At 72.4% G+C, this 18075-nt stretch carries 15 protein-coding genes; 11 read left to right on the top strand and 4 right to left on the bottom strand.

The genetic code is table 11. The annotated features are described in order from the left end of the window. The first annotated feature begins 230 nt into the window (after positions 1 to 230). The 3 genes from OG257_RS15065 (at position 231) to leuE (ending at position 2868) form a co-directional block, all read left to right on the top strand. A complete protein-coding gene (locus OG257_RS15065) occupies positions 231 to 1376 on the top strand; it encodes a hypothetical protein (protein ID WP_329208095.1) in 1146 nt (381 codons plus the stop codon). 109 nt (positions 1377 to 1485) lie between these two features. Continuing rightward, positions 1486 to 2139: a class F sortase gene (locus OG257_RS15060; RefSeq protein WP_329208093.1), complete on the top strand. Its 654-nt coding sequence runs from the start codon at positions 1486 to 1488 to the stop codon at positions 2137 to 2139. 69 nt (positions 2140 to 2208) lie between these two features. Beyond that, positions 2209 to 2868 (top strand): leucine efflux protein LeuE, encoded by a 660-nt coding sequence (leuE, locus tag OG257_RS15055; protein ID WP_329208091.1) that lies wholly within the window; start codon positions 2209 to 2211, stop codon positions 2866 to 2868. Positions 2869 to 2892: 24 nt separating this feature from the next. Here the strand turns inward: leuE and OG257_RS15050 are convergent, their stop codons facing one another. Beyond that, complete coding sequence (locus OG257_RS15050; protein WP_329208089.1) at positions 2893 to 3351, bottom strand: MarR family winged helix-turn-helix transcriptional regulator; 459 nt, start codon at positions 3349 to 3351, stop codon at positions 2893 to 2895. 18 nt (positions 3352 to 3369) lie between these two features. After that, complete coding sequence (locus tag OG257_RS15045) at positions 3370 to 4794, bottom strand: FAD-dependent monooxygenase (protein WP_329208088.1); 1425 nt, start codon at positions 4792 to 4794, stop codon at positions 3370 to 3372. 38 nt (positions 4795 to 4832) lie between these two features. Here OG257_RS15045 and OG257_RS15040 point away from each other — a divergent pair, with 38 nt between their 5' ends. The 6 genes from OG257_RS15040 to OG257_RS15015 all read left to right on the top strand — a co-directional run bounded on the left by OG257_RS15040 (position 4833) and on the right by OG257_RS15015 (position 12841). Beyond that, positions 4833 to 5477, top strand: a complete 645-nt coding sequence (locus OG257_RS15040; RefSeq protein WP_329208087.1) for a TetR/AcrR family transcriptional regulator C-terminal domain-containing protein — start codon at positions 4833 to 4835, stop codon at positions 5475 to 5477. A 178-nt stretch (positions 5478 to 5655) separates the two neighbouring features. Further along, positions 5656 to 6621, top strand: coding sequence for a glycosyltransferase family 2 protein (locus OG257_RS15035; RefSeq protein ID WP_329208085.1), 966 nt, complete (start codon positions 5656 to 5658; stop codon positions 6619 to 6621). A gap of 3 nt (positions 6622 to 6624) precedes the next feature. After that, positions 6625 to 7974, top strand: a complete 1350-nt coding sequence (locus OG257_RS15030) for a polysialyltransferase family glycosyltransferase (RefSeq protein ID WP_329208083.1) — start codon at positions 6625 to 6627, stop codon at positions 7972 to 7974. A 57-nt stretch (positions 7975 to 8031) separates the two neighbouring features. Continuing rightward, the gene (locus tag OG257_RS15025; RefSeq protein WP_329208082.1) at positions 8032 to 9336 is read left to right on the top strand and encodes a tetratricopeptide repeat protein; all 1305 of its coding nucleotides are present in this window, start codon (positions 8032 to 8034) and stop codon (positions 9334 to 9336) included. Further along, complete coding sequence (locus OG257_RS15020) at positions 9333 to 11678, top strand: tetratricopeptide repeat-containing glycosyltransferase family protein (RefSeq protein WP_329208080.1); 2346 nt, start codon at positions 9333 to 9335, stop codon at positions 11676 to 11678. The genes OG257_RS15025 and OG257_RS15020 overlap by 4 nt, the downstream gene beginning before the upstream one ends. A 50-nt stretch (positions 11679 to 11728) precedes the next feature. Then, positions 11729 to 12841: an acyltransferase gene (locus tag OG257_RS15015; protein WP_329208079.1), complete on the top strand. Its 1113-nt coding sequence runs from the start codon at positions 11729 to 11731 to the stop codon at positions 12839 to 12841. Between the two features lie 10 nt (positions 12842 to 12851). Here the strand turns inward: OG257_RS15015 and OG257_RS15010 are convergent, their stop codons facing one another. Further along, positions 12852 to 14192: a polysialyltransferase family glycosyltransferase gene (locus OG257_RS15010; protein WP_329208078.1), complete on the bottom strand. Its 1341-nt coding sequence runs from the start codon at positions 14190 to 14192 to the stop codon at positions 12852 to 12854. Next, positions 14189 to 15172, bottom strand: a complete 984-nt coding sequence (locus OG257_RS15005; RefSeq protein WP_329208076.1) for a glycosyltransferase family 2 protein — start codon at positions 15170 to 15172, stop codon at positions 14189 to 14191. Before OG257_RS15005 ends, OG257_RS15010 begins: the two co-directional genes overlap by 4 nt. A 208-nt stretch (positions 15173 to 15380) precedes the next feature. Between OG257_RS15005 and OG257_RS15000 the strand changes: the two genes are divergently transcribed. Both OG257_RS15000 and OG257_RS14995 read left to right on the top strand, forming a co-directional pair. Next, a complete protein-coding gene (locus OG257_RS15000; RefSeq protein ID WP_329208075.1) occupies positions 15381 to 16778 on the top strand; it encodes a DUF6716 putative glycosyltransferase in 1398 nt (465 codons plus the stop codon). A gap of 41 nt (positions 16779 to 16819) precedes the next feature. Beyond that, a complete protein-coding gene (locus tag OG257_RS14995; protein ID WP_329208073.1) occupies positions 16820 to 18073 on the top strand; it encodes an acylneuraminate cytidylyltransferase in 1254 nt (417 codons plus the stop codon). The last annotated feature ends 2 nt before the right edge of the window (positions 18074 to 18075 follow it).

The following is an 18075-nucleotide window of genomic DNA, read 5'->3' as shown; positions in this document are numbered from 1 at the left end:
GACGTGAGTTCACCGGGTCCTTCGCCGAGAATTCGCCGGGCGGCCATGGGAGGGATGTGACGGCTGTCACGCAGTGGTGACACGGAGTGGACACCTCCGTCGAAGGAGATCGTTACCTTCGAACCAGCAGCCCGCCACACCTCTCGGCCCCACCCGACCGAGGAAGCGGCATGCGACTCTCCCTTTTCTCCCGCAGGCCCACGAGGCCGCCTTTCTTCACGGAGTCGTCCATGTCTCTCACCACCTCGCGCCGTCGCCTCGCCCTTCGCACCGCCGTAGCAACCGCAGCGCTCACCGGCATGGTCCTGGCCCCCGCAGCCACGGCGTTCGCCGACACCACTCCGAAGGCCGGTTCAGCCGCCTCGACCACCGCCGAGGGCACCCTCGTCCGCACCGACCAGCTCAAGGGCGGACTGACCGCCGAGGTCTACCGGCACGGGGACACGGACATCTACTACACGGCGGTCGTCCTCAAGGGCGACCAGCAGCTCGGCACCCTCACCGCGGGTGCGGGACACGCCGCGAAGGAGAGCCGGGTCTTCGAAGGCATCCAGGTCACCCTCACCGGCACGGGTGCCGTCACCTCCGTCAGCGACCACGGCAGCGACGGCCAGGGGCCGGAAACCCCGGCGGGCGTCCTGGTCCACAAGGACACGCTCAAGGGCGGGCTGAGCGCCGAGGTCTACCGGCACGGCGAGAAGGACGAGGTCTTCCACTCGGCCACGATCCGCTCCGGCAGCAAGTTCCTCGGCACCCTCGCGGCCGGCCACGGATTCAAGAAGGAGGAGACCAAGCTCTTCGGGGACATCTCGGTGACCCTGTTCTCCGACGGGCGGATCACCTCGGTGAACGACCACGGCAGCGACGGCCAAGGCCCGGAGACCCCCGTCAAGTGCGTGGCCACCGCCCAGAAGGACATCGGAGCGGGCCTCGAGGCCCTTCTGACGATCAGCCCGTCCGGGCCGTCCGTCGTCTTCCGCAGCTTCGGCGACGGGAAGGTGTTCGAGACGCTGGACCGCAAGCACCCCAAGCTCCCCGCGAGCGCGGGAATCATCGGGGAGATCCTCAACCCGGACAGCCACACGCCGCAGTTGCGCACCAACGTCGAGGGCGGCGGCCACCCGGCAAGCGTCACGGACTTCCCGAAGCTCCCCAAGGGCTGCAGCTTCCTCTACGGGAACACTCCGGACAGCGGCACCACCGAGAACGGCACGCAGACCACGGTGATCCCCAAGGGCGGCGTCGCCGCCGGCGCGGAGTACGGGCAGGGCAACGACCACATGCTGGTGACCGCGGGAGGCGCCGCCGCGGCGCTCAGCGCCGCGGGCATCGGCTTCGTCGCCCTGCGCCGCCGCCGGGCCGCCGCCGGTCGCTGAGGCCGGACCGGCCGCCGGGCCGGACAGCCCCCTCAGCCGCCCACGTCGCCCGGACGGGCCGCCGCAGGAAGCGACGGCCCGTCCGGGCTCGCCCCGCCGGGAGCAGTTCATGCACACACGCCAAGGCCGCCGCTCCACCCGAACCGCCGGTCACCGCCTCACCGCCGCCGCGCTCGCGGTCCTCGTACTCGGTGCGCTGACCGGCTGCGGCGTCGACGACGGCGCCCGCGCGGCCACCCCGCCCGCACACGTGGCCACCACCGCCCCGACATCGCCCGCCCCCTCGTCGGCGGCCGTCCCCGCGGAGCCGATGACCGCCTCCGCGCCCGTCAGGGTGCGTGTCCCGTCCGCGGACGTCGACACAGGTCCCGTGCTGAAGCTCGGGCTGGCCGCGGACGGCACCGTCGAGGTCCCGTCCGTCGGACAGGCGGACCGGATCGGCTGGTACACCAAGGGCGTGACGCCCGGTGAGCTCGGTCCCGCCGTCCTCATCGGGCACTTCGACACGGCCGAGGGACCGGCGGTGCTGAAGAACGTTTCCAGGATCAGGGCCGGCGACCGCATCACCGTGTCCCGCGCGGACGGTTCCGACGCGGTCTTCGCGGTCCGGGCACTGGAACAGGTCGACAAGGACAGCTTCCCGACCGACAAGGTCTACGGGGAGACGACCCGCCCCGAACTGCGCCTGATCACCTGCGGCGGGGAACTCGAGAACGGTCACCGGCCGGACAACATCATCGTGTACGCCGACCTCGTGCGGTAGGCGACCGGCGGCAGTCCGGCATCCGGGCCGCCCGGACGGAGTGTCGTACCCGCATGCGACACTCCGTTCATGCTAGGTGTCACCGATCTTCCGACCTATCTCGCCGGCCTCGTGCTGATCATTCTGCTGCCCGGGCCGAACTCGCTGTACGTGCTGTCCGTGGCCGCCCGGCGTGGTGTGCGGACCGGGTATGTGGCCGCAGCGGGTGTGTGGACCGGGGACACGGTCCTGATGACGCTGTCCGCCATGGGGGCCGCGTCCCTGCTGCAGACGACGCCGCTGCTCTTCGCCGTCGTCAAGTACGCGGGTGCGGGGTATCTGACCTGGCTGGCCATCGGGATGCTGAGGGCCGCCGTGTCGACGTGGCGTGAGCGGCATCAGCGGGTCGCCGAGCTGACCGAGGAGGACCCGACGCCCGCCACGGCCGTCGAGCGTCCCTACCGCCGCGCGCTCGTCGTCAGCCTGTTCAACCCGAAGGCCATCCTGTTCCTGATCTCCTTCTTCGTGCAGTTCGTCGACCCGGGGTACGCCTACCCGGCCCTGTCCTTCCTGCTGCTGGGCGTCCTGCTGCAGATCGGCAGCTTCCTGTACCTCACGATGCTCATATTCGGCGGCACCCGCCTGGCCACCGCGTTCCGCCGCCGCAAGCGGCTGTCGGCGGGGGCCACTTCGGCGGCGGGTGTGCTGTTCCTGGGCTTCGCGGCGAAGCTCACCTTCAGCAGCGTCTGAGCGGGCCGCGTCCGCCCCGGGCGTTCAGTGGTGCCAGGCCTTGCCGCCCACGTTGTGGATCATGCGCTGGAGCACCTTGAGGGCGGCGACGAACTCCTCGTCCGGGATGCCGGCGTGGATCTCCGCGCTGGCCCGGCCGACCCGTTCGTACGCCTTTTCGCGCAGTGCGTGCCCCTCGGGGGTCAGCCGCAGGCGGGTGGTGGTGTCCTGGGTGACCAGGCCCCGTGCGATGAGGGTGTCGATCTCGGGCTCCAGTGCGTCCCCGACGGACAGGTAGCCGCGGAGCATCGCCACCACCTCCGCGCGGGGACGGCCCTTGTCGTCCGCGTCGACGAGCTGGTTGATCACCCACCAGGGCGGCTGGGTGAGGCCGTGCTCGGCGAGGGCGGCGCGGATGTGGGTCACGGTCGCTTCGTGGGCGGCCCAGCTCCAGTAGCCGATGGGCTGCCGTGCGAGTCCTGCGTCGTCATGTGAGTAGTCCATGTCCTCGAACGTAGGACCTCAACCAAGCTTGAGGTCAAGGCCCAGTGTCGCGGCGTACTCCGTGAGCCCCGAGGTGTCGTCGCCGGCCCAGCCGATGTAGCCGTCGGGGCGGACGAGGAACAGGCCCTTGCCGTACGCCTCGCAGGCCGCCGCCCGGTGGCTGTGCAGCAACGCGCCTCCGTATGCGGGCAGTCCGGTGTCGGTGCCGACGGCGAGCAGGGTGAAGTGCGGCCCCCGGAAGACGTCGAAGAGCCGCCGCCCGTCGCCCGCCGGCCCGTCCGGTGCCCGGTCGCCGGCTTCGAGCAGGCCCGCCCGGCCGCGGGACAGGGGGCCTTCGCGGTAGCCGAGCCCCAGCTGCTGGGTGGCGGCGCCGCGTTCCTGCTCGCCGCGGTGGATCCGGGTCGACAGGCCCAGCATGTCGGCGGCCACGGGGCGCCGCTCCTCCTCGTAGCTGTCGAGCAGTGCGGGCGGCGCGCCCTGCCGCAGGACCTGGCCGAGCTTCCAGCCGAGGTTGTACGCGTCCTGGACACTGGTGTTCAGGCCCTGCCCGCCGGCCGGGGAGTGGACATGGGCGGCGTCGCCGGTGAGGAAGACGCGGCCCGCGCGGAAGCGCTCGGCCAGTGCGGCGCGCGGCCGGAAGTCCGAGCTCCAGCGCACCTCGGTGACGTCCTGCGGGTTCAGGTGGGTGCGGGCGGCGACGAGCTCCCGTACGGCCTCGGGTGAGGTGTCCGGCTCGCCGTCCTTGAACTGGGCGACGAGCTGGAAGTCGGCCGTGCCGGGCAGCGGGCACAGGGTGGTGTAGCCCGCGTCGCCGGTGAAGATGTGCCAGTTCAGCCGGTCCAGGGCCGTTTCCGTGACCCGGACGTCGGCGACCAGCATGGGTGCGGGGTCGACGCTCTCGCCGTCCATCGGGATGCCGAGCGTGCGCCGGACCGTGGAGCGCCCGCCGTCCGCGGCGACCAGGTAGGACGCGCGCACCGGGCCCGTGGACAGTTCGGCGGTGACCCCGTCGGGGTCCTGGGCGAGGCCGGTCAGGGCGGTGGAGAAGGTGACGTCGCCGCCCAGCTCGCGCAGCCGGGCGAGCAGGATCTCCTGGGTCCGCCACTGCGGCATCATCCACGGTTCCCCGTACGGCTCCGCGTCCGTCGGTGCCGCGCGGCGGAACATGTCGTACGGGCCCTGCCGCTCCCCGTCGCGCCAGGTCATGCCGACGGGGGCGGCGCCGCCGTACGTGCGCACCGCGTCGCCCACCCCGAGGTCGTCGAGCACCTCCCTCGTGCGCGGCTGGATGCCCTTGCCCCGTGAGCCCGGGAAGAGCGCGGCGGCCTGCTCGACGACGAGGGCGCGCACCCCTCTGCGTGCCAGGTCGCAGGCGAGGGCCAGGCCACTGGGGCCGGCTCCGACGATCAGTACCTCAGTTTCCTTAACGCTGTTAAGTTCCATGGTTCGGAGTTTGCGCTTAACGCTGTTAAATTGTCAAGGTGGGTACGACGAAGATCGACAGGGCGCGGGTCGCCGACACGGCACTGCGCCTGCTGAACGAGGTGGGCCTGGACGGGCTGACCCTGCGCGCCATCGCCAGGGAGCTGGACGTCAAGGCGCCCGCTCTGTACTGGCACTTCAAGGACAAGCAGGCACTGCTCGACGAGATGGCGACCGTGATGTACCGCCGGATGCTCGACGAGGAACTGCCCGGCCCCACCGAGGACACCTGGCAGCGGCAACTCGTCGCGTACAACAGCGGACTGCGTGCCGCTCTGCTGCGCTACCGGGACGGCGCGAAGGTCTACAGCGGCGCCAGGTTCACCGGCACCGACCACGCCGAAGGACTCGAAACCCATCTGCGGACCATGGTCGGCGCGGGCTTCGAACTGCGGCAGGCGGTACGGGCCGGCATCACCGCGTACTCGTACACGATGGGCTTCGTCACCGAGGAGCAGGGCGTCCAGCCGATGCCGGACGAGCGCCGGGAGGGCTTCGACATCGGCGAACGGGCCCGGCGGATGGAGCGGTTCCCGCTCGCCGCGGCAGCGGGCGCCGAGATCTTCGCCGGCTACGACGAGCGCTTCGAGGACGGCCTGTGGATCATCGTCGCGGGCATCGAGGCGCGGTACGGAGTGCGGTGAGGCGGGTGCGGTGAGGCGGGGCGCCCCCGCCGGGCACGGCGCCCCCGCCGGGCACGGCGCCCCCGGGGCAGGTCATCGCGCGGATGCCCAGAGTTCACCGCTCGTCGGGCCGGAGGACACCCGCTCCTCCGCGTGACTCATTAGCGTGAGTGGACCAAGATCGAAGGTGAGTCCCCGCGTGCCGAAACTGTCCGTCGTCGTTCCCTTCCACAATGTCGCGGCCTTCGCCGACGCGGCGCTGAGCAGCCTGGCCCGCAACGCAGGCCCGGATGTGGAGTTCCTGCTGGTCGACGACTGCTCGACGGACGACACGCCGTCCGTCATCGACCGGTGGGCGGAGAGACTTCCGCAGGCCGAGGTCATCCGGCACGGCACGAACGTGGGGATCGCGGCAGCCCGTAACAGCGGCATCGACGCGGCCCGCGGCGACTTCGTCACCTTCCTCGACGGCGACGACTGGTACGCGCCCGGCCATCTGGCCCGGCTCCTGCACGCCGCGCAGGAACTCGACTGCGACTTCGCCCGCACCGACCACGTGCAGTCCACCGGCACCAGCCGCGTGGTGCGCCGCGCGCCGGCCCGGCTCCGCGACACCGTGCTCGACCCGAGGGAGGGCATCGCGGCCCCCGAGCGGGAGACGATGGTCGACTACCCGTTCGTATGGGCGGGGATCTACCACCGGCGGCTCTTCGAGGACGGCACACTGCGGTTCGCCACCGAACTGCGCACCGCCGAGGACCGGTTGTTCATCTGGCGGCTCCACCTGCACGCCCGCACCTACGCGGCACTGGGCCTCTACGGCATCTTCTACCGGCGCGGAGTCACCACGTCCCTCACCCAGATCAAGGACTCCCGGCAGCTCGACTTCTTCCCCGCCTACGACACGCTCGTCGAGGAGATCGACCGGGACCGGGACGCGGAACTCCTTCTGCCCAAGGCGGTCCGCACCTACTGCGCGATGATCGCGTTCCACAACGAGAAGGCGGACGTGTACGACCCCGCCACCGCCCGGCGGCTGCGCCACGAGTCGACCGCCGCACTGCACCGCATGCCGCAGCCGGTGCTCGACAGGACCCTGACGATGATGGACAACAAGCGCAGCACCCTGCTCAACCGCCTGCGTGACAAGCAGAAGGCCGCCTGACCCATGCCCACGCGTACCCAGATCTTCCAGGTCTCCACCCTGTACGGGGCGGCCACGCTCGCGGCGGCCCTGGACGCCGGCCAGTTCGGACCCGGCCAGGACAGCCACCGCATCCTGCTCGTCTCCAACAACGCGGAGATCCCCGAAACCGCCCTCCGGCTGGAGGAGATGCGGGGCTACGGAGACATCGCCGCCCGCTTCGACTCCGTCGTCGACTGGAACGAGGCGATCAGCCCCCACCACCCGAGCGGCTGGGGCCCCCGCTCGGAGGAGACCGAGCTGTGGCAGCGGGCCTTCCGGCTCGCCTGGGGGATCCCTCCGGAGAACCCCGTCGACCTGGCCGTCGAATCCATCCAGGTCAACCCGGCCCGCGCCCTGGCCGCGATCTTCGCCGAGAGCGCCCTGCACGTGTACGCGGACGGCCTGATGACCTACGGCCCCACCCGGAACAAGGTGCCGGTGTCGATCGCCTGCCGCATCCAGCGCGTGCTCCACCTGGACCTGGTGACCGGCCTGAAGCCGCTGCTGCTGGCGGAGGCGGGCGTCGAGCCCGAACTCGTACCGGACGATGCCTTCCGCAAGGTCCTCGGCGAGATCGCCCGGGCGGCCGACGGCGACCGCAGGCTCGCGGCGGTCGAGGCCGAGGCACCCACCGCAGTACTCCTCGGGCAGTACCTCGCCGCCCTGAACATCCTCACGCCCGAGGAGGAGGAGGACCTGCACATCCGCATGCTGCACGGTGCGGCGCGCGCGGGTCACACCTCCATCCTCTTCAAGCCGCACCCCACCGCACCGGCCCGCTACTCCCGGGCCCTGGACGACGCGGCCGCCGCCGCGGGGGTGCGCCTGAGCACACTGGACAGCCCGCTGCTCGCCGAGACGCTCTACGAACGGTGCGCACCCACGCTCGTCGTCGGCTGCTTCTCCACCGCGATGTTCACGGCCGCCGCGTACTACGGCATCCCCGTCGCCCGGGTCGGCACCCGACTCGTCCTGGACCGCATCACCCCGTACGAGAACAGCAACCGCATCCCGCTGACCATCGCCGACCACCTCGTACCCGACCTGGACGAGCAGGGGAGCGAGCCCGTCCCGGAGCTGTCCCGCACCGCCCCGGACACCCTCGCACCGCTGGTCAGGACCGTCGGCTACTGCATGCAGTCCGGCCTCCACCCCGCACTGCGCGGCGAGGCCGAGACCTGGCTGCGCGGCGGGCTCGACGCGACGACCCAGCACTACTTCAAGCGCCGCCGTCTGCAGAAGCTCCTCCTGCCCGGCGGCGGCGGACCCGGCGGAGCGGCGGTCCGGCTGCGCCGCACCGTACGGCGCACGCGCAGCAGCCTCGGACTCTGACCTGGCCCCGGGGCGCTGCCCCGGCCGGCCACCGATCACAGAACGGCGGGAACGAGCATGGGCCAGACCTTCACGGGGCTGCTCAAGGCCGTACGGACCAGGACCGCGACGGGCGGCCCCGGGCACCAGGTGCCTGCCGCACCGGCCGTGCTGCGCCTGTGCGGCGACCACCTCGCGGCCCTCGCCGCGTCCGGCCCCATGGACGACGCCAGAAAGAACCGCCTGGTCGCCTCCATCGGCACGCTCACCACGGCCTGTTCCCCCGGAGCGGACGGCCTCTTCGACGCACTGCTGCGGACCGGGCAGCACGCCCTGGAGGCCGGCGGCGACGACCAGGTGCGATTCGCCCTCGGTATCGCCGTCGAGGCGACCGGAATGCGGGACAGGTCCAAGGGGGCGTGGCGGCTGCGCGGACGCGCGCTGGACGCCCTCGGCCGGAGCGAGGAGGCCCTACAGGCCTACGAGCGCCACCTGACGCTGCAGCAGGAACCGTCCTCGTCACAGGACATCGCACGGCGCATCGCGACCCTCCGGGACCTCCGCCGCTGCCTCGACGACGCCGCCGGACTCCTGCCCGAGGGGGAGGACGCCGCCCGGCTGCGGGCCCTGCGCGACGTGCCGGCCGCGGAGGCGGGGGCGGGCTTCGCCGATGTCGTACGGCAGCGGACCACCGGCCGGGGCATGGCCGACCCGGCCGTCCGGAAGCTCGCCGGGGCGTACGCCGCCCACCGGCGTCTGCTGGACAGGGACAGGATGGCCGACCCGCTGCTCGGCGGCACCGAGCCGATCGGGGTCCCGGCCCTGCGCCGTCTCGTCGAGGGCCGCACCGTATGCCTGGTGGCCGGCGCGCCCCGGGTCCTGGAGGAGGAACGGACCGCGGGCAGTCCGCTCGGGAAGCTGATCGACGGGTACGACCTCGTGGTGCGCTGCGACACCCTGCCCACGGGCGGGGACTCCGCGCTCGTGCGCACCGATCTGCACGCCCTCACCCTGCGCGGCGACACCCCTTGGGCCGGACCCGGCTGGGGCCGCCGGGCCGGCACCCGCCTGGTCTTCGGCGACCGGCTCGCCGACTGGCGCCGGGCGCTGCGCGCACGGCTCGTCCCCGATGCCCAGGACCACATCGGCGACGCCTCGTTGCGCCGGCCGCTGAGCGATCCGGCGCTGATCGGGGAGGACGGCTGGGGAACCCGTACCACCACGGCCTTCACCGTGCTGCGGCTCCTGGACTTCCTGGACGCCGACCGCCTGGACCTCATCGGGTTCGGCCTGCCGGGACAGCTGCTGCCGCGGGAGCACGCGTGGGTCACGGCCCGCGCGACCCATGAGGACGAGACCGACCTGAGGACCCAGCTGAGATGAACCCTCGCGCCGATTCCGCCGCCGCGGACGCCGACGACAGACGCGCCGTCACCGGAAAGCGGAGGATCGCCTTCGCCGCCTACACCGACGAGGCCCGTATGCCCGGCCTCCTGGTGCTGCTGCGCAGCCTCGTCCTGACCAACCCGGCCGTCTGCGAGGACTTCCTCGTCCTGCACCCGGGCCTGCCCGACGCCGCCTTCGACGCCGCGCGCCGACTGCACCCCCGGATAGTCCCGTACGAGGCCGCCGACCGCCTCGACGTCTTCCGGGTGGACGCCTACGACACCGTCGTCGCCCTCGGCCCCGGCACGGTCGTGCTCGGCCCGCTGCTGCCCCTGCTGCGGTTGCGCACCGGGGTGGGCGCGGTGCCGCAGCCCGGCCCCGACGGCCGGCGGACCGTACGGGACGACGGCCTGCTGGTCATCCAGCGCCAGGACACCGGCGGAGCGTTCCTCACCGGCCTAGCAGGCCCGGAGCGGTCCGGCGACGCGCACGGCGGCGACGCGCGGGTGCACCGCGCGCTGGGGCGCGAGCCCGGGCTGCTCACGCCCGTCGATTCCCGGTACGACTTCCTGGTCGGCCGGCTCTACGACGACACGCCCGTGCCCGACAGCACCGCCGTACTGCGTTTCACGGACACCGACCGTGCCGGGTACGCCCCGGCGTACGAGGCCCGCGACCGCTACGAGCTGGACGACGACGCGTTCCGTGCCGCGTACTGCGCCCTGTCCGGCCCCAAGCACCCCGAACTGCTCCTGCACCACGCCCTACCGCTCCCGGCCGGGGGGAACGCCCCGGTGGAGCTGGTCCGCCAGGTCGCCGACGTCCTGCGGCAGCAGGGCCGCTACGAGGAGGCCGTCACGCTCCTGACCGCGGCGGTGGACGACCGGCCCGACCTGCCGCGCTGCCACGAGACGCTGGGCATCTGCCTGATGGCTCTGTCCAGGTACGAGGAGGCCGAGGCACACCTCCTGCTGGCCACCGTGTCACCGGACTTCGCCGCCCGCGCGTACGGGCAGCTGGCCCGGCTGGCCTGGCTGCTCGGCCGGACGCGGGACGCACACGGCTACGCCCGCGACGGCCTGGACGCCGACCCCACCGACGCCAACTGCCGTGCCTGGTACGTGCGTACCCCGGAGCGCGGCACGCCCGCGCCCGTCGCCCCTGCCGCCGACCCCGCCGAACAGCTCGCGCACGTCGCGCTGTTCGCCGACGGCCAGGAGAACGCGGGCGACAAGGTGCTGCCCGAAGCCGTCCGCATGTGCTTCGACGCCGACACCGGTCCGCGCCGCTGGCACCAGCAGTCCGTGCACCGGCTGGTGGACGAGCCGGTCCTGGAGGAGCTCAACGCCCGTCGCGGGGTGATCGTCGGCGGCGGCGGGCTCTTCCTCCCCGACACCGCGCCCAACAGCAACAGCGGCTGGCAGTGGAACATCGCGGACGACGTCCTGGGCCGGGTCACCGCGCCGCTGGCCGTCTTCGCGGTCGGCTACAACGTGTTCGACGGCCAGCGCTACCGCCGTGACAGATTCGCGGCGAGTCTGCGCGCCCTGGTCGAACGGTCGGCCTTCTTCGGACTCCGCAACCAGGGTTCCGTCGCCCGGGTCAGGGAACTCCTGCCGGACGACCTGCGCGACCGGGTGCGCTACCAGCCCTGCCCCACCACCGTCGCCCGCCACCTCGACCCCGACTGGACCGATCCGGTGCGACGCGACGACACCGTACTGGTCAACTGCGCCTACGACCGGGCCAATCTGCGCTTCGGGCACGACTACGGGCACTTCCTGGCCGAGATGGACGCCGCCATACGTGCGACAGGGGAACGTGCCGAGGTCCGCTACGCGGCCCACATGCCGGCGGACGAGAAGTTCGTGCACGACCTGCGCCGCGAGCACGGGACCTCCCTGCCGGTGGAGCCGCTGTACCTGCGCTCCAACGAACAGATCCGCGACCTCTACCGGCGTACCCGCCTGGTGATCGGGATGCGCGGACACGCGGGCATGATCCCGTTCGGCTGCGGCACACCCGTCATCAGCCTGGTCTCGCACCCCAAACTCGCCTACTTCCTCACCGACATCGAGCGCCCCGAGTGGGGCGTGTCCGTCCACGACCGGGCCCTGGGCGCCCGCCTCGCCGAGCGGGCGACGGCGGTGCTGGAGGATCACCGGGCCGCCGTTGCCGACGTGCACGGCAGGCAGGAGCACCTCTGGTCGGTGACCCGGGCCAACCTCACCGGGCTGCGCGAGGTCTTCGGTCTGCCACTGCCCGCCCCGCGCATCCCGGGCCCGCGGAGCGCCGGGGGAGCGCACGGCCTTCACCTGCCCGACACCCGGACGAAGTGACTGTTCACCTGCCCGGAGTTCACCCCGGGCGAGTGCGTTCATAGCCTTCGATGACCATGCCATCCTCTGTTTCTCCGGCCGGAGCACCGGCCACCGCACCGGCCACCGCGCCGTCCCCGGAGCCCGCCCCGCAGCCCCGCCCGGTCCGCGAGCACCGCTACGACGTCGACCTGATCCGGCTGCTCTGCTCGGTCGGCGTGATCCTTTGCCACACGGGCTCCGCGTTCGTGAACACGGCGGGCCGCGAGGCCTCCAACGGCCCCGGTACCTACTGGGCCGGCCTGGTGGCGGACTCGGCGGGCCGTTTCGCGGTGCCCCTGTTCTTCGCGATCGCCGGCTGGGTGGTGCTGGTGGGAGCCCCGGTCGGGGACGGCCGCCGGCTGTGGAAGCGCATCGTACGGATCGCGGTACCGCTCGCCGTGTGGACGGCGCTGTACCTGGCGTGGGGCCGCCTGCGCTCCACCAACGACGATCCCATCGGCGACCTGGCACTCGACTCGCTGTTCGCCTCGGTCCGCCCGGCGTACCACCTCTGGTACCTGTACGCCTACATCCCCGTCATCATGCTGCTGGCCTTCGCCGCCCTGGTGAAGGCGGGCAAACGCCCCTGGGGGCTCGGCGCCGCCCTGCTCGTCCTCGGTGCGGCCCCGTCCCTGTTCGGCGACATCGCGCAGGTCACGGACCTCGATCTGCCGCGGTTCGGCTGGGGCTTCGGCCCGTACCAGCTTATCTACGCGGTGCTCGGGGCCCTGATCCTCTCGGTGCCCGTCGGCACGTTCGGCAGGCGCCGCCTGTGGTGGCTCCTCCCGGCGGGCGCGGCGCCGGCCGCGATCGTCGCGTACCAGCACGAGGTGCACTACGCGATCCCGTACGCCAGTGTCCTGGTCGCCCTGTTCAGTGCCGGAGTGCTGCTCTCCCTGCACCGACTGCACATCCCGGACCGGCTGCGGCCGGCCCTGACCCGGCTGTCCGACGCCTCGTTCGGCGCGTACATGATCCATGTCCTCGTCCTGGGCGTCCTCACCGATGCCATGGTCACGGCGGACCTCACCTGGGTGGCGGCCGCGGCCCTCATGGCCGGCATGACGGCCGCCACCACGGTGCTCTCCTTCGGAGCCGCCCTCCTGTGGACCCGTCTCGGCCTGACCCGGCTGCTCGGCTGAGAGCCGGTGGTCACCTGCCGCGGACGCGGCGGGCGAGGCGGCGCAGCGCCGGGTTGCGGCGGATGAAGGCGAGGCGTGAGGGCACCACGCCCGGGAGCGCGAGCGAGGCCAGCCGACGGCGCTTGAAGTAGCGCCAGGTGCGCCCGTCCAGGTGCTCGGAGAGGTAGCGCTCGGCGGCCGGGCGGAGGTCCGGGCGCACCCGGGGCTGCATGGCGAAGCCGACCGCGTGCAGAAGGCCGTCCAGTTTCCGGGCCACGGCCGCCTTCGTGGGCGGCGACTGGAGGGTGACGGCGGCGGCGTCCGTGAGCTCGGGGAGCAGCGCGTCCGTGATCGTGACCGGCACCCTGTGCGTGTTCTCGTACGGGGTCAGGCGCTCCAGGAGCGCTCCGGTGCCCGTCCTTGCCACGGGGAGCTCGTACAGGGTGGCTGCCGTGAGCAGTTCGGTCGCCGAGCAGCCGACGACGAGCGCGGGGCGTATCCGCTGGTACAGGACTTCCGGGAGGACGGGGGCGCCGAGCGGCCCGCTGTCGAGCACCGTCAGTTCGGCGCCGAGGCGGGAAGCCTCACGGGCGAGCGCGTTCGACCACGGGACCGGCGCGTGGGGGTGGGGTACGAGGAGGAGCCGGGTGTGGCCGAGGGCGACGGTGCCGCGCACCATCCGCAGGTGCAGCTCACTCGTCCCGGCCGGGGAGAGGAGCCCGGACTCGGCGAGGCGCTCGCCCAGGAGCAGCGCAGGGCCGTCCGGGAACGGGAACTCCGGCGCGGCGTCGGCCAGTTCGGCGAACACCTTCAGCAGGGCGGCGGCGGGCAGGGGGACAGGCTCCACACCGAACTCGGCCAGCAGCAGCGGCCGCAGACCGGGGAGCAGATCCGGGTGGAGCAGGCGCTGGACCCGGGTGCCGATCAGCGGCGGGAGCTTGCTCCCGGTCGGGCCGTAGCCGGCCAGATCGTCCACGTACACCGTGACGGGTCCGCCGCCGAGGATCTGGGCGAGCGCCAGGGCGGGGGCGGCGTGCGGCGACGCGAGCGCCAGCTCGACCTCGTCGTCCCCGAGGTTCCAGGCGTGGCGCAGATGGCGTTCCCACAGGGGTACGTCGTCGGCGCGCGGGGTCCACTCCGCCGGGTGCTGGGGGGAGATGGTGTCGTTCCAGGAGAGCACCTCGTCGAAGCGGGCGCGCAGCAGGCCGAAACCGGGCATCGAGTCGGCGGGGGGCGCCGCCTCCGGGACCGCCGAGGTGTCGCAGAGCAGCAGGATGCGGCGGTCGGCGTCGTCGAAGCAGTGCGCGTCGAGTGCGGCGGCGAGCGTCGCCGTGCCCTGCGGAGTCGAGGCGACGAAGATCTGAGTGGTCACGCGGCAGCCGCTTCCTTCGCGGCGACCGGCCGGCGACGCAGTCTGCGCAGCAAGGTCGCCCGTTGTACGTCCATGGCATCGAGGGTGTCGTCCAGGATCGGCTGAGGCATGTCCCCGAGCGCTGCCGAACTGAGTGATTTCAGCTTTTGGGCCACGGACGGTTCGAATTTCCCGACGGCGCCGACATGGTGGGCAATGACAGCACAGTACGTACGCACCGCTTTCGGCAGAAGGGCCTCCGCGTCGCGGTCCGCCGCCGTCTCACCCAGGACCTGGTTGTAGGCGCGGATGAAATCGAGCTGACGCTCGTCGCTGATCTGTGTGAGTGATGACGCCACACCCCGGCGGTAGAAATGGCCCAGTGTTCCCAGGACCGCGAAGGAATCCGCTTCGCGGTGCAGCCGCCAGATCCACGGCCGGTCCTCGGCGGTGCGCAGACCGTCGGCGAAATGCAGCAGCCCCCGGTCCAGGAGGCTCCGGTGGTAGAGCCCGGCCCAGGCGTACGCGTAGTCCACCGAGGTGGTCCGGGAGGCCGGCAGAATCGCGTCCCGGGGGGAGCTCACCGCGCCGCGCCGGCCGTGCGGGACGCGGTGCACCGTGCGGGACCTGCCGGTGACCTGGACGTGGTCCGTGCGGACGAAGGAGCAGCCCAGGGCCTCCGTCTGCGCGAGCAGCCGGGCGTAGTGGCCCGGTGCGAGCCAGTCGTCGCCGTCCAGGAAGGCGATGTACTGCCCGCGGGCCGCGTCCAGGCCGGTGTTGCGGGCCGTCGCCAGTCCCGCGTTCCGCTCGTGTCTGTGGACGACGACCCCCTCGATGTCGTCCTGGGCCCGGCGCAGGAGCTCCGCCGTACCGTCGGTCGAACAGTCGTCGACCAGGATGAACTCGAAGTCCTCGCGGGCGTTGGCGCGCAGGCTTCGCAGAGTATCGGGGGCGTATGTCCGCACGTTGTAGAACGGCACGATGACGGAGAGCTTGACCACCCGCATCACGCTAAGGGCGGGCCCGGCATTTCCCTTGTCCCCGAAGAGGACTGAGGGTGAACGACGCATGTCGGATCAGTGAATCGGTGTGAATTCGCGGCTCTTTGGGGTGCTCCCCAGGTCATATCCCCAACCGTCGGCGGGCTGTTAACCATTTGTTGCCCCCGCGTTGGGCCGCTCATAGAAATGCCTTCCTAGCTTTTAGGACGTGCCTCCACGTACCAGTAATTCGGCTGATCCGGCCGACACCGCAGCAGCTGCCTCCCCGGCGCTCAGGGTTGCCGTACTCGCCGACTCCGACACCCGGTGGAAGTGGGGCGCGCTCACCGCGCGCCGCCTGACCGCGGGTGCCGGCGGGACCTTCGGGACCGGCGAGGGCGAACGCCCCGTCGAGGTCACCGGACTGCTGCTGCGCGGCCGTGCCACCCCGACTCCCCGTCAGCTCGCCGAAGTCGGGGAGGTGGGCGTGGACGCCGGCCGGGTGCGTGAGGTGACGGCCGTCGAATTCCTGCACGCGGTGCGGGACGAGGCGTACGACGTCGTCGTGCTCGCCCTCGTCGGCGGTGCCGTCCAGGCGATGCTGCACGGCCTGGCCGCCCTGGGCCTGCCCCGCAGGCCCGTGATCGTCACCGGGTACGTGGGAGTCGTCTACGAGAAGCTCGCCGACGGACTCCTGCTGCGGCACGGCGCGGACATCGTCCTCGCCAACTCCCGTCACGACGCGGAGCGTTTCCGCGCGGTGTACGAGGGCGTGGGTGCCGACGCCTCGTCCGTGACGGAGGCCGCGCTGCCGTTCCTCGGCGGGGCGCCGTACCACCCGGAAGAGGGCCGCGACACCGTCGTGTTCGCCGCCCAGCCCTCCGTGCCGGCCTCCCGCGCGGACCGTACGTACCTGCTGCGCAGGCTCGTCGAGCACGCGAGGCTGCACCCGGGCCGCGAGGTTCTGCTGAAGCTGCGCTCGAAGCCGGGTGAGCACACGACCCACATCGAGGAACTGCCCTACCAGCGGCTCGCGGAGCGCCTCCCGGGCGGACTGCCGCCCAACTTCCGCCTGGTGTACGGGCACATGGGCGAGGTCCTGGACCGCACCGACCTGCTGGTCACGGTCTCCTCGACGGCGGCGCTGGAGTCCCTGCACCGCCGTATCCCTACCGCGATCCTCTCCGACCTCGGCGTACGGGAAACCCTCGGCAACCACCACTTCACCGGCTCCGGGCTGATCACGTCCTGGGACCGGCTCGACGGCGGATACCGCCCCCGGCCCGACGACGCATGGGTGTCCGGCCAGGGGGTCGCCGCCGACGGCTCGTACGACACGGCCTACGACACCGCGCGGGCCAAGGTCGCCGTCCTGCTCGAACGCGGCTCCCTTCCCGACCTTGCGCCGTACTACACCCCTGTCACCGCCCCCGGTTACCTCCCCGGCATCCTCGCCCGCCACCACCTGGCCACCGACGGCCGCCCGCTGCCGGGTGCCACGACGCCCAAGGAGACCGGCCGGGTCAGAGGGGCGGTGCGCGAGACCGTCCGCAACGCGGCGCGCGGCGCCTACCGCCACGGCGTCCAGCGGGTCGCCCCGGTGATCCGCCGGATGGGCGAGCTGTGACCGCCGACCCCGCCGCCACGTCCACCGTTCCAGGAGCAGCCATGACCCCGCCACCGGCCCCGACCGTGCTCGCCGTGATCCCCGCCCGCGGCGGATCCAAGGGTGTGCCCGCCAAGAACCTCGCCCAGGTCGGCGGCGTCCCCCTGGTGGCCCGCGCGGTCCACGCCTGCCTCGCCTCCCCGGAGGTCACGGACGTCGTCGTCACCACCGACGACCCCGCCATCGCGGACGCGGCGCGGGCCGCGGGCCGGGCAGTGGGCGAGTCGGACCGGCTGCACTGCGTGCAACGCCCCGCCGCCATCGCCGGCGACACCGCGACCAGTGAGGCCGCGGTCCTGCACGCCCTCGACGCGTACGAGGCGATGCAGCCCGGCAGGACCGCCGACGTGGTGCTCCTGGTGCAGTGCACCAGCCCCTTCATCACCCGCGAGGACATCGACGGCGTCGCCGCCGCGGTCGCCCGCGAAGGCGCCGACACGGCCGTCACCGTCGCCCCGTTCCACGGGTTCGTCTGGCGCGACGGCAGCGCGGTGGAGGACGACACGTACGGCGTCAACCACGACAAGGCCGTACGCCCCCGCCGCCAGGACCGTCCGCAGGACCTGCTGGAGACGGGCGCCGCGTACGCCATGGACGTCGAGGGCTTCCGCACCCACCGCCACCGCTTCTTCGGCCGCACCGCGCTCGTACGGACCGACCCGGCGCGGGTGCTGGAGATCGACGACCCGCACGACCTGGCCCGCGCCCGCGCCCTCGCGCCGCTCCTGGACCCCTCACCGCTGCCGACCCGCGAGGACATCGACGCAGTCGTCCTCGACTTCGACGGCACGCAGACCGACGACCGCGTCCTCATCGACTCCGACGGACACGAGATCGTCGCCGTGCACCGCGGTGACGGCCTCGGCATCGCCGCCCTGCGCAAGGCCGGCGTACCGCTCCTGATCCTGTCCACGGAGCAGAACCCGGTCGTCGCCGCCCGCGCCCGCAAGCTCCAGGTCCCCGTCCTGCACGGCATCGACCGCAAGGACCTGGCGCTCAAGCAGTGGTGCGAGGAACAGGGCTTCGACCCCGACCGCGTGCTCTACGTCGGCAACGACGTCAACGACCTGCCCTGCTTCGGACTGGCGGGCTGGCCCGTCGCCGTAGCGAGCGCCCACGACTCGGTACGCGCCGCCGCGCGGGCCGTGACCACAACCCCCGGTGGCTTCGGCGCCATCCGCGAGATCGCGGCCTGGCTCCTGGGCCCGACCCTCACCACCGGCTCCACCCCTGCCGGCACCACCCCCACCAAGTAAGG

This window comes from Streptomyces sp. NBC_00683, from assembly GCF_036226745.1.
GTDB lineage: Bacteria > Actinomycetota > Actinomycetes > Streptomycetales > Streptomycetaceae > Streptomyces.
This window is presented reverse-complemented; position numbering and strand designations above follow the sequence as displayed.

Excerpts from the sequence above, each read along its gene's own strand:
- OG257_RS15020 (WP_329208080.1), top strand. The coding sequence starts at position 9,333 with ATGAACCCTCGCGCCGATTCCGCCGCCGCGGACGCCGACGACAGACGC.
- OG257_RS15030 (WP_329208083.1), top strand. The coding sequence starts at position 6,625 with ATGCCCACGCGTACCCAGATCTTCCAGGTCTCCACCCTGTACGGGGCG.
- OG257_RS15060 (WP_329208093.1), top strand. The coding sequence starts at position 1,486 with ATGCACACACGCCAAGGCCGCCGCTCCACCCGAACCGCCGGTCACCGC.
- leuE (WP_329208091.1), top strand. The coding sequence starts at position 2,209 with ATGCTAGGTGTCACCGATCTTCCGACCTATCTCGCCGGCCTCGTGCTG.
- OG257_RS15050 (WP_329208089.1), bottom strand. The coding sequence starts at position 3,351 with ATGGACTACTCACATGACGACGCAGGACTCGCACGGCAGCCCATCGGC.
- OG257_RS15025 (WP_329208082.1), top strand. The coding sequence starts at position 8,032 with ATGGGCCAGACCTTCACGGGGCTGCTCAAGGCCGTACGGACCAGGACC.
- OG257_RS15045 (WP_329208088.1), bottom strand. The coding sequence starts at position 4,794 with ATGGAACTTAACAGCGTTAAGGAAACTGAGGTACTGATCGTCGGAGCC.
- OG257_RS14995 (WP_329208073.1), top strand. The coding sequence starts at position 16,820 with ATGACCCCGCCACCGGCCCCGACCGTGCTCGCCGTGATCCCCGCCCGC.
- OG257_RS15015 (WP_329208079.1), top strand. The coding sequence starts at position 11,729 with ATGACCATGCCATCCTCTGTTTCTCCGGCCGGAGCACCGGCCACCGCA.
- OG257_RS15065 (WP_329208095.1), top strand. The coding sequence starts at position 231 with ATGTCTCTCACCACCTCGCGCCGTCGCCTCGCCCTTCGCACCGCCGTA.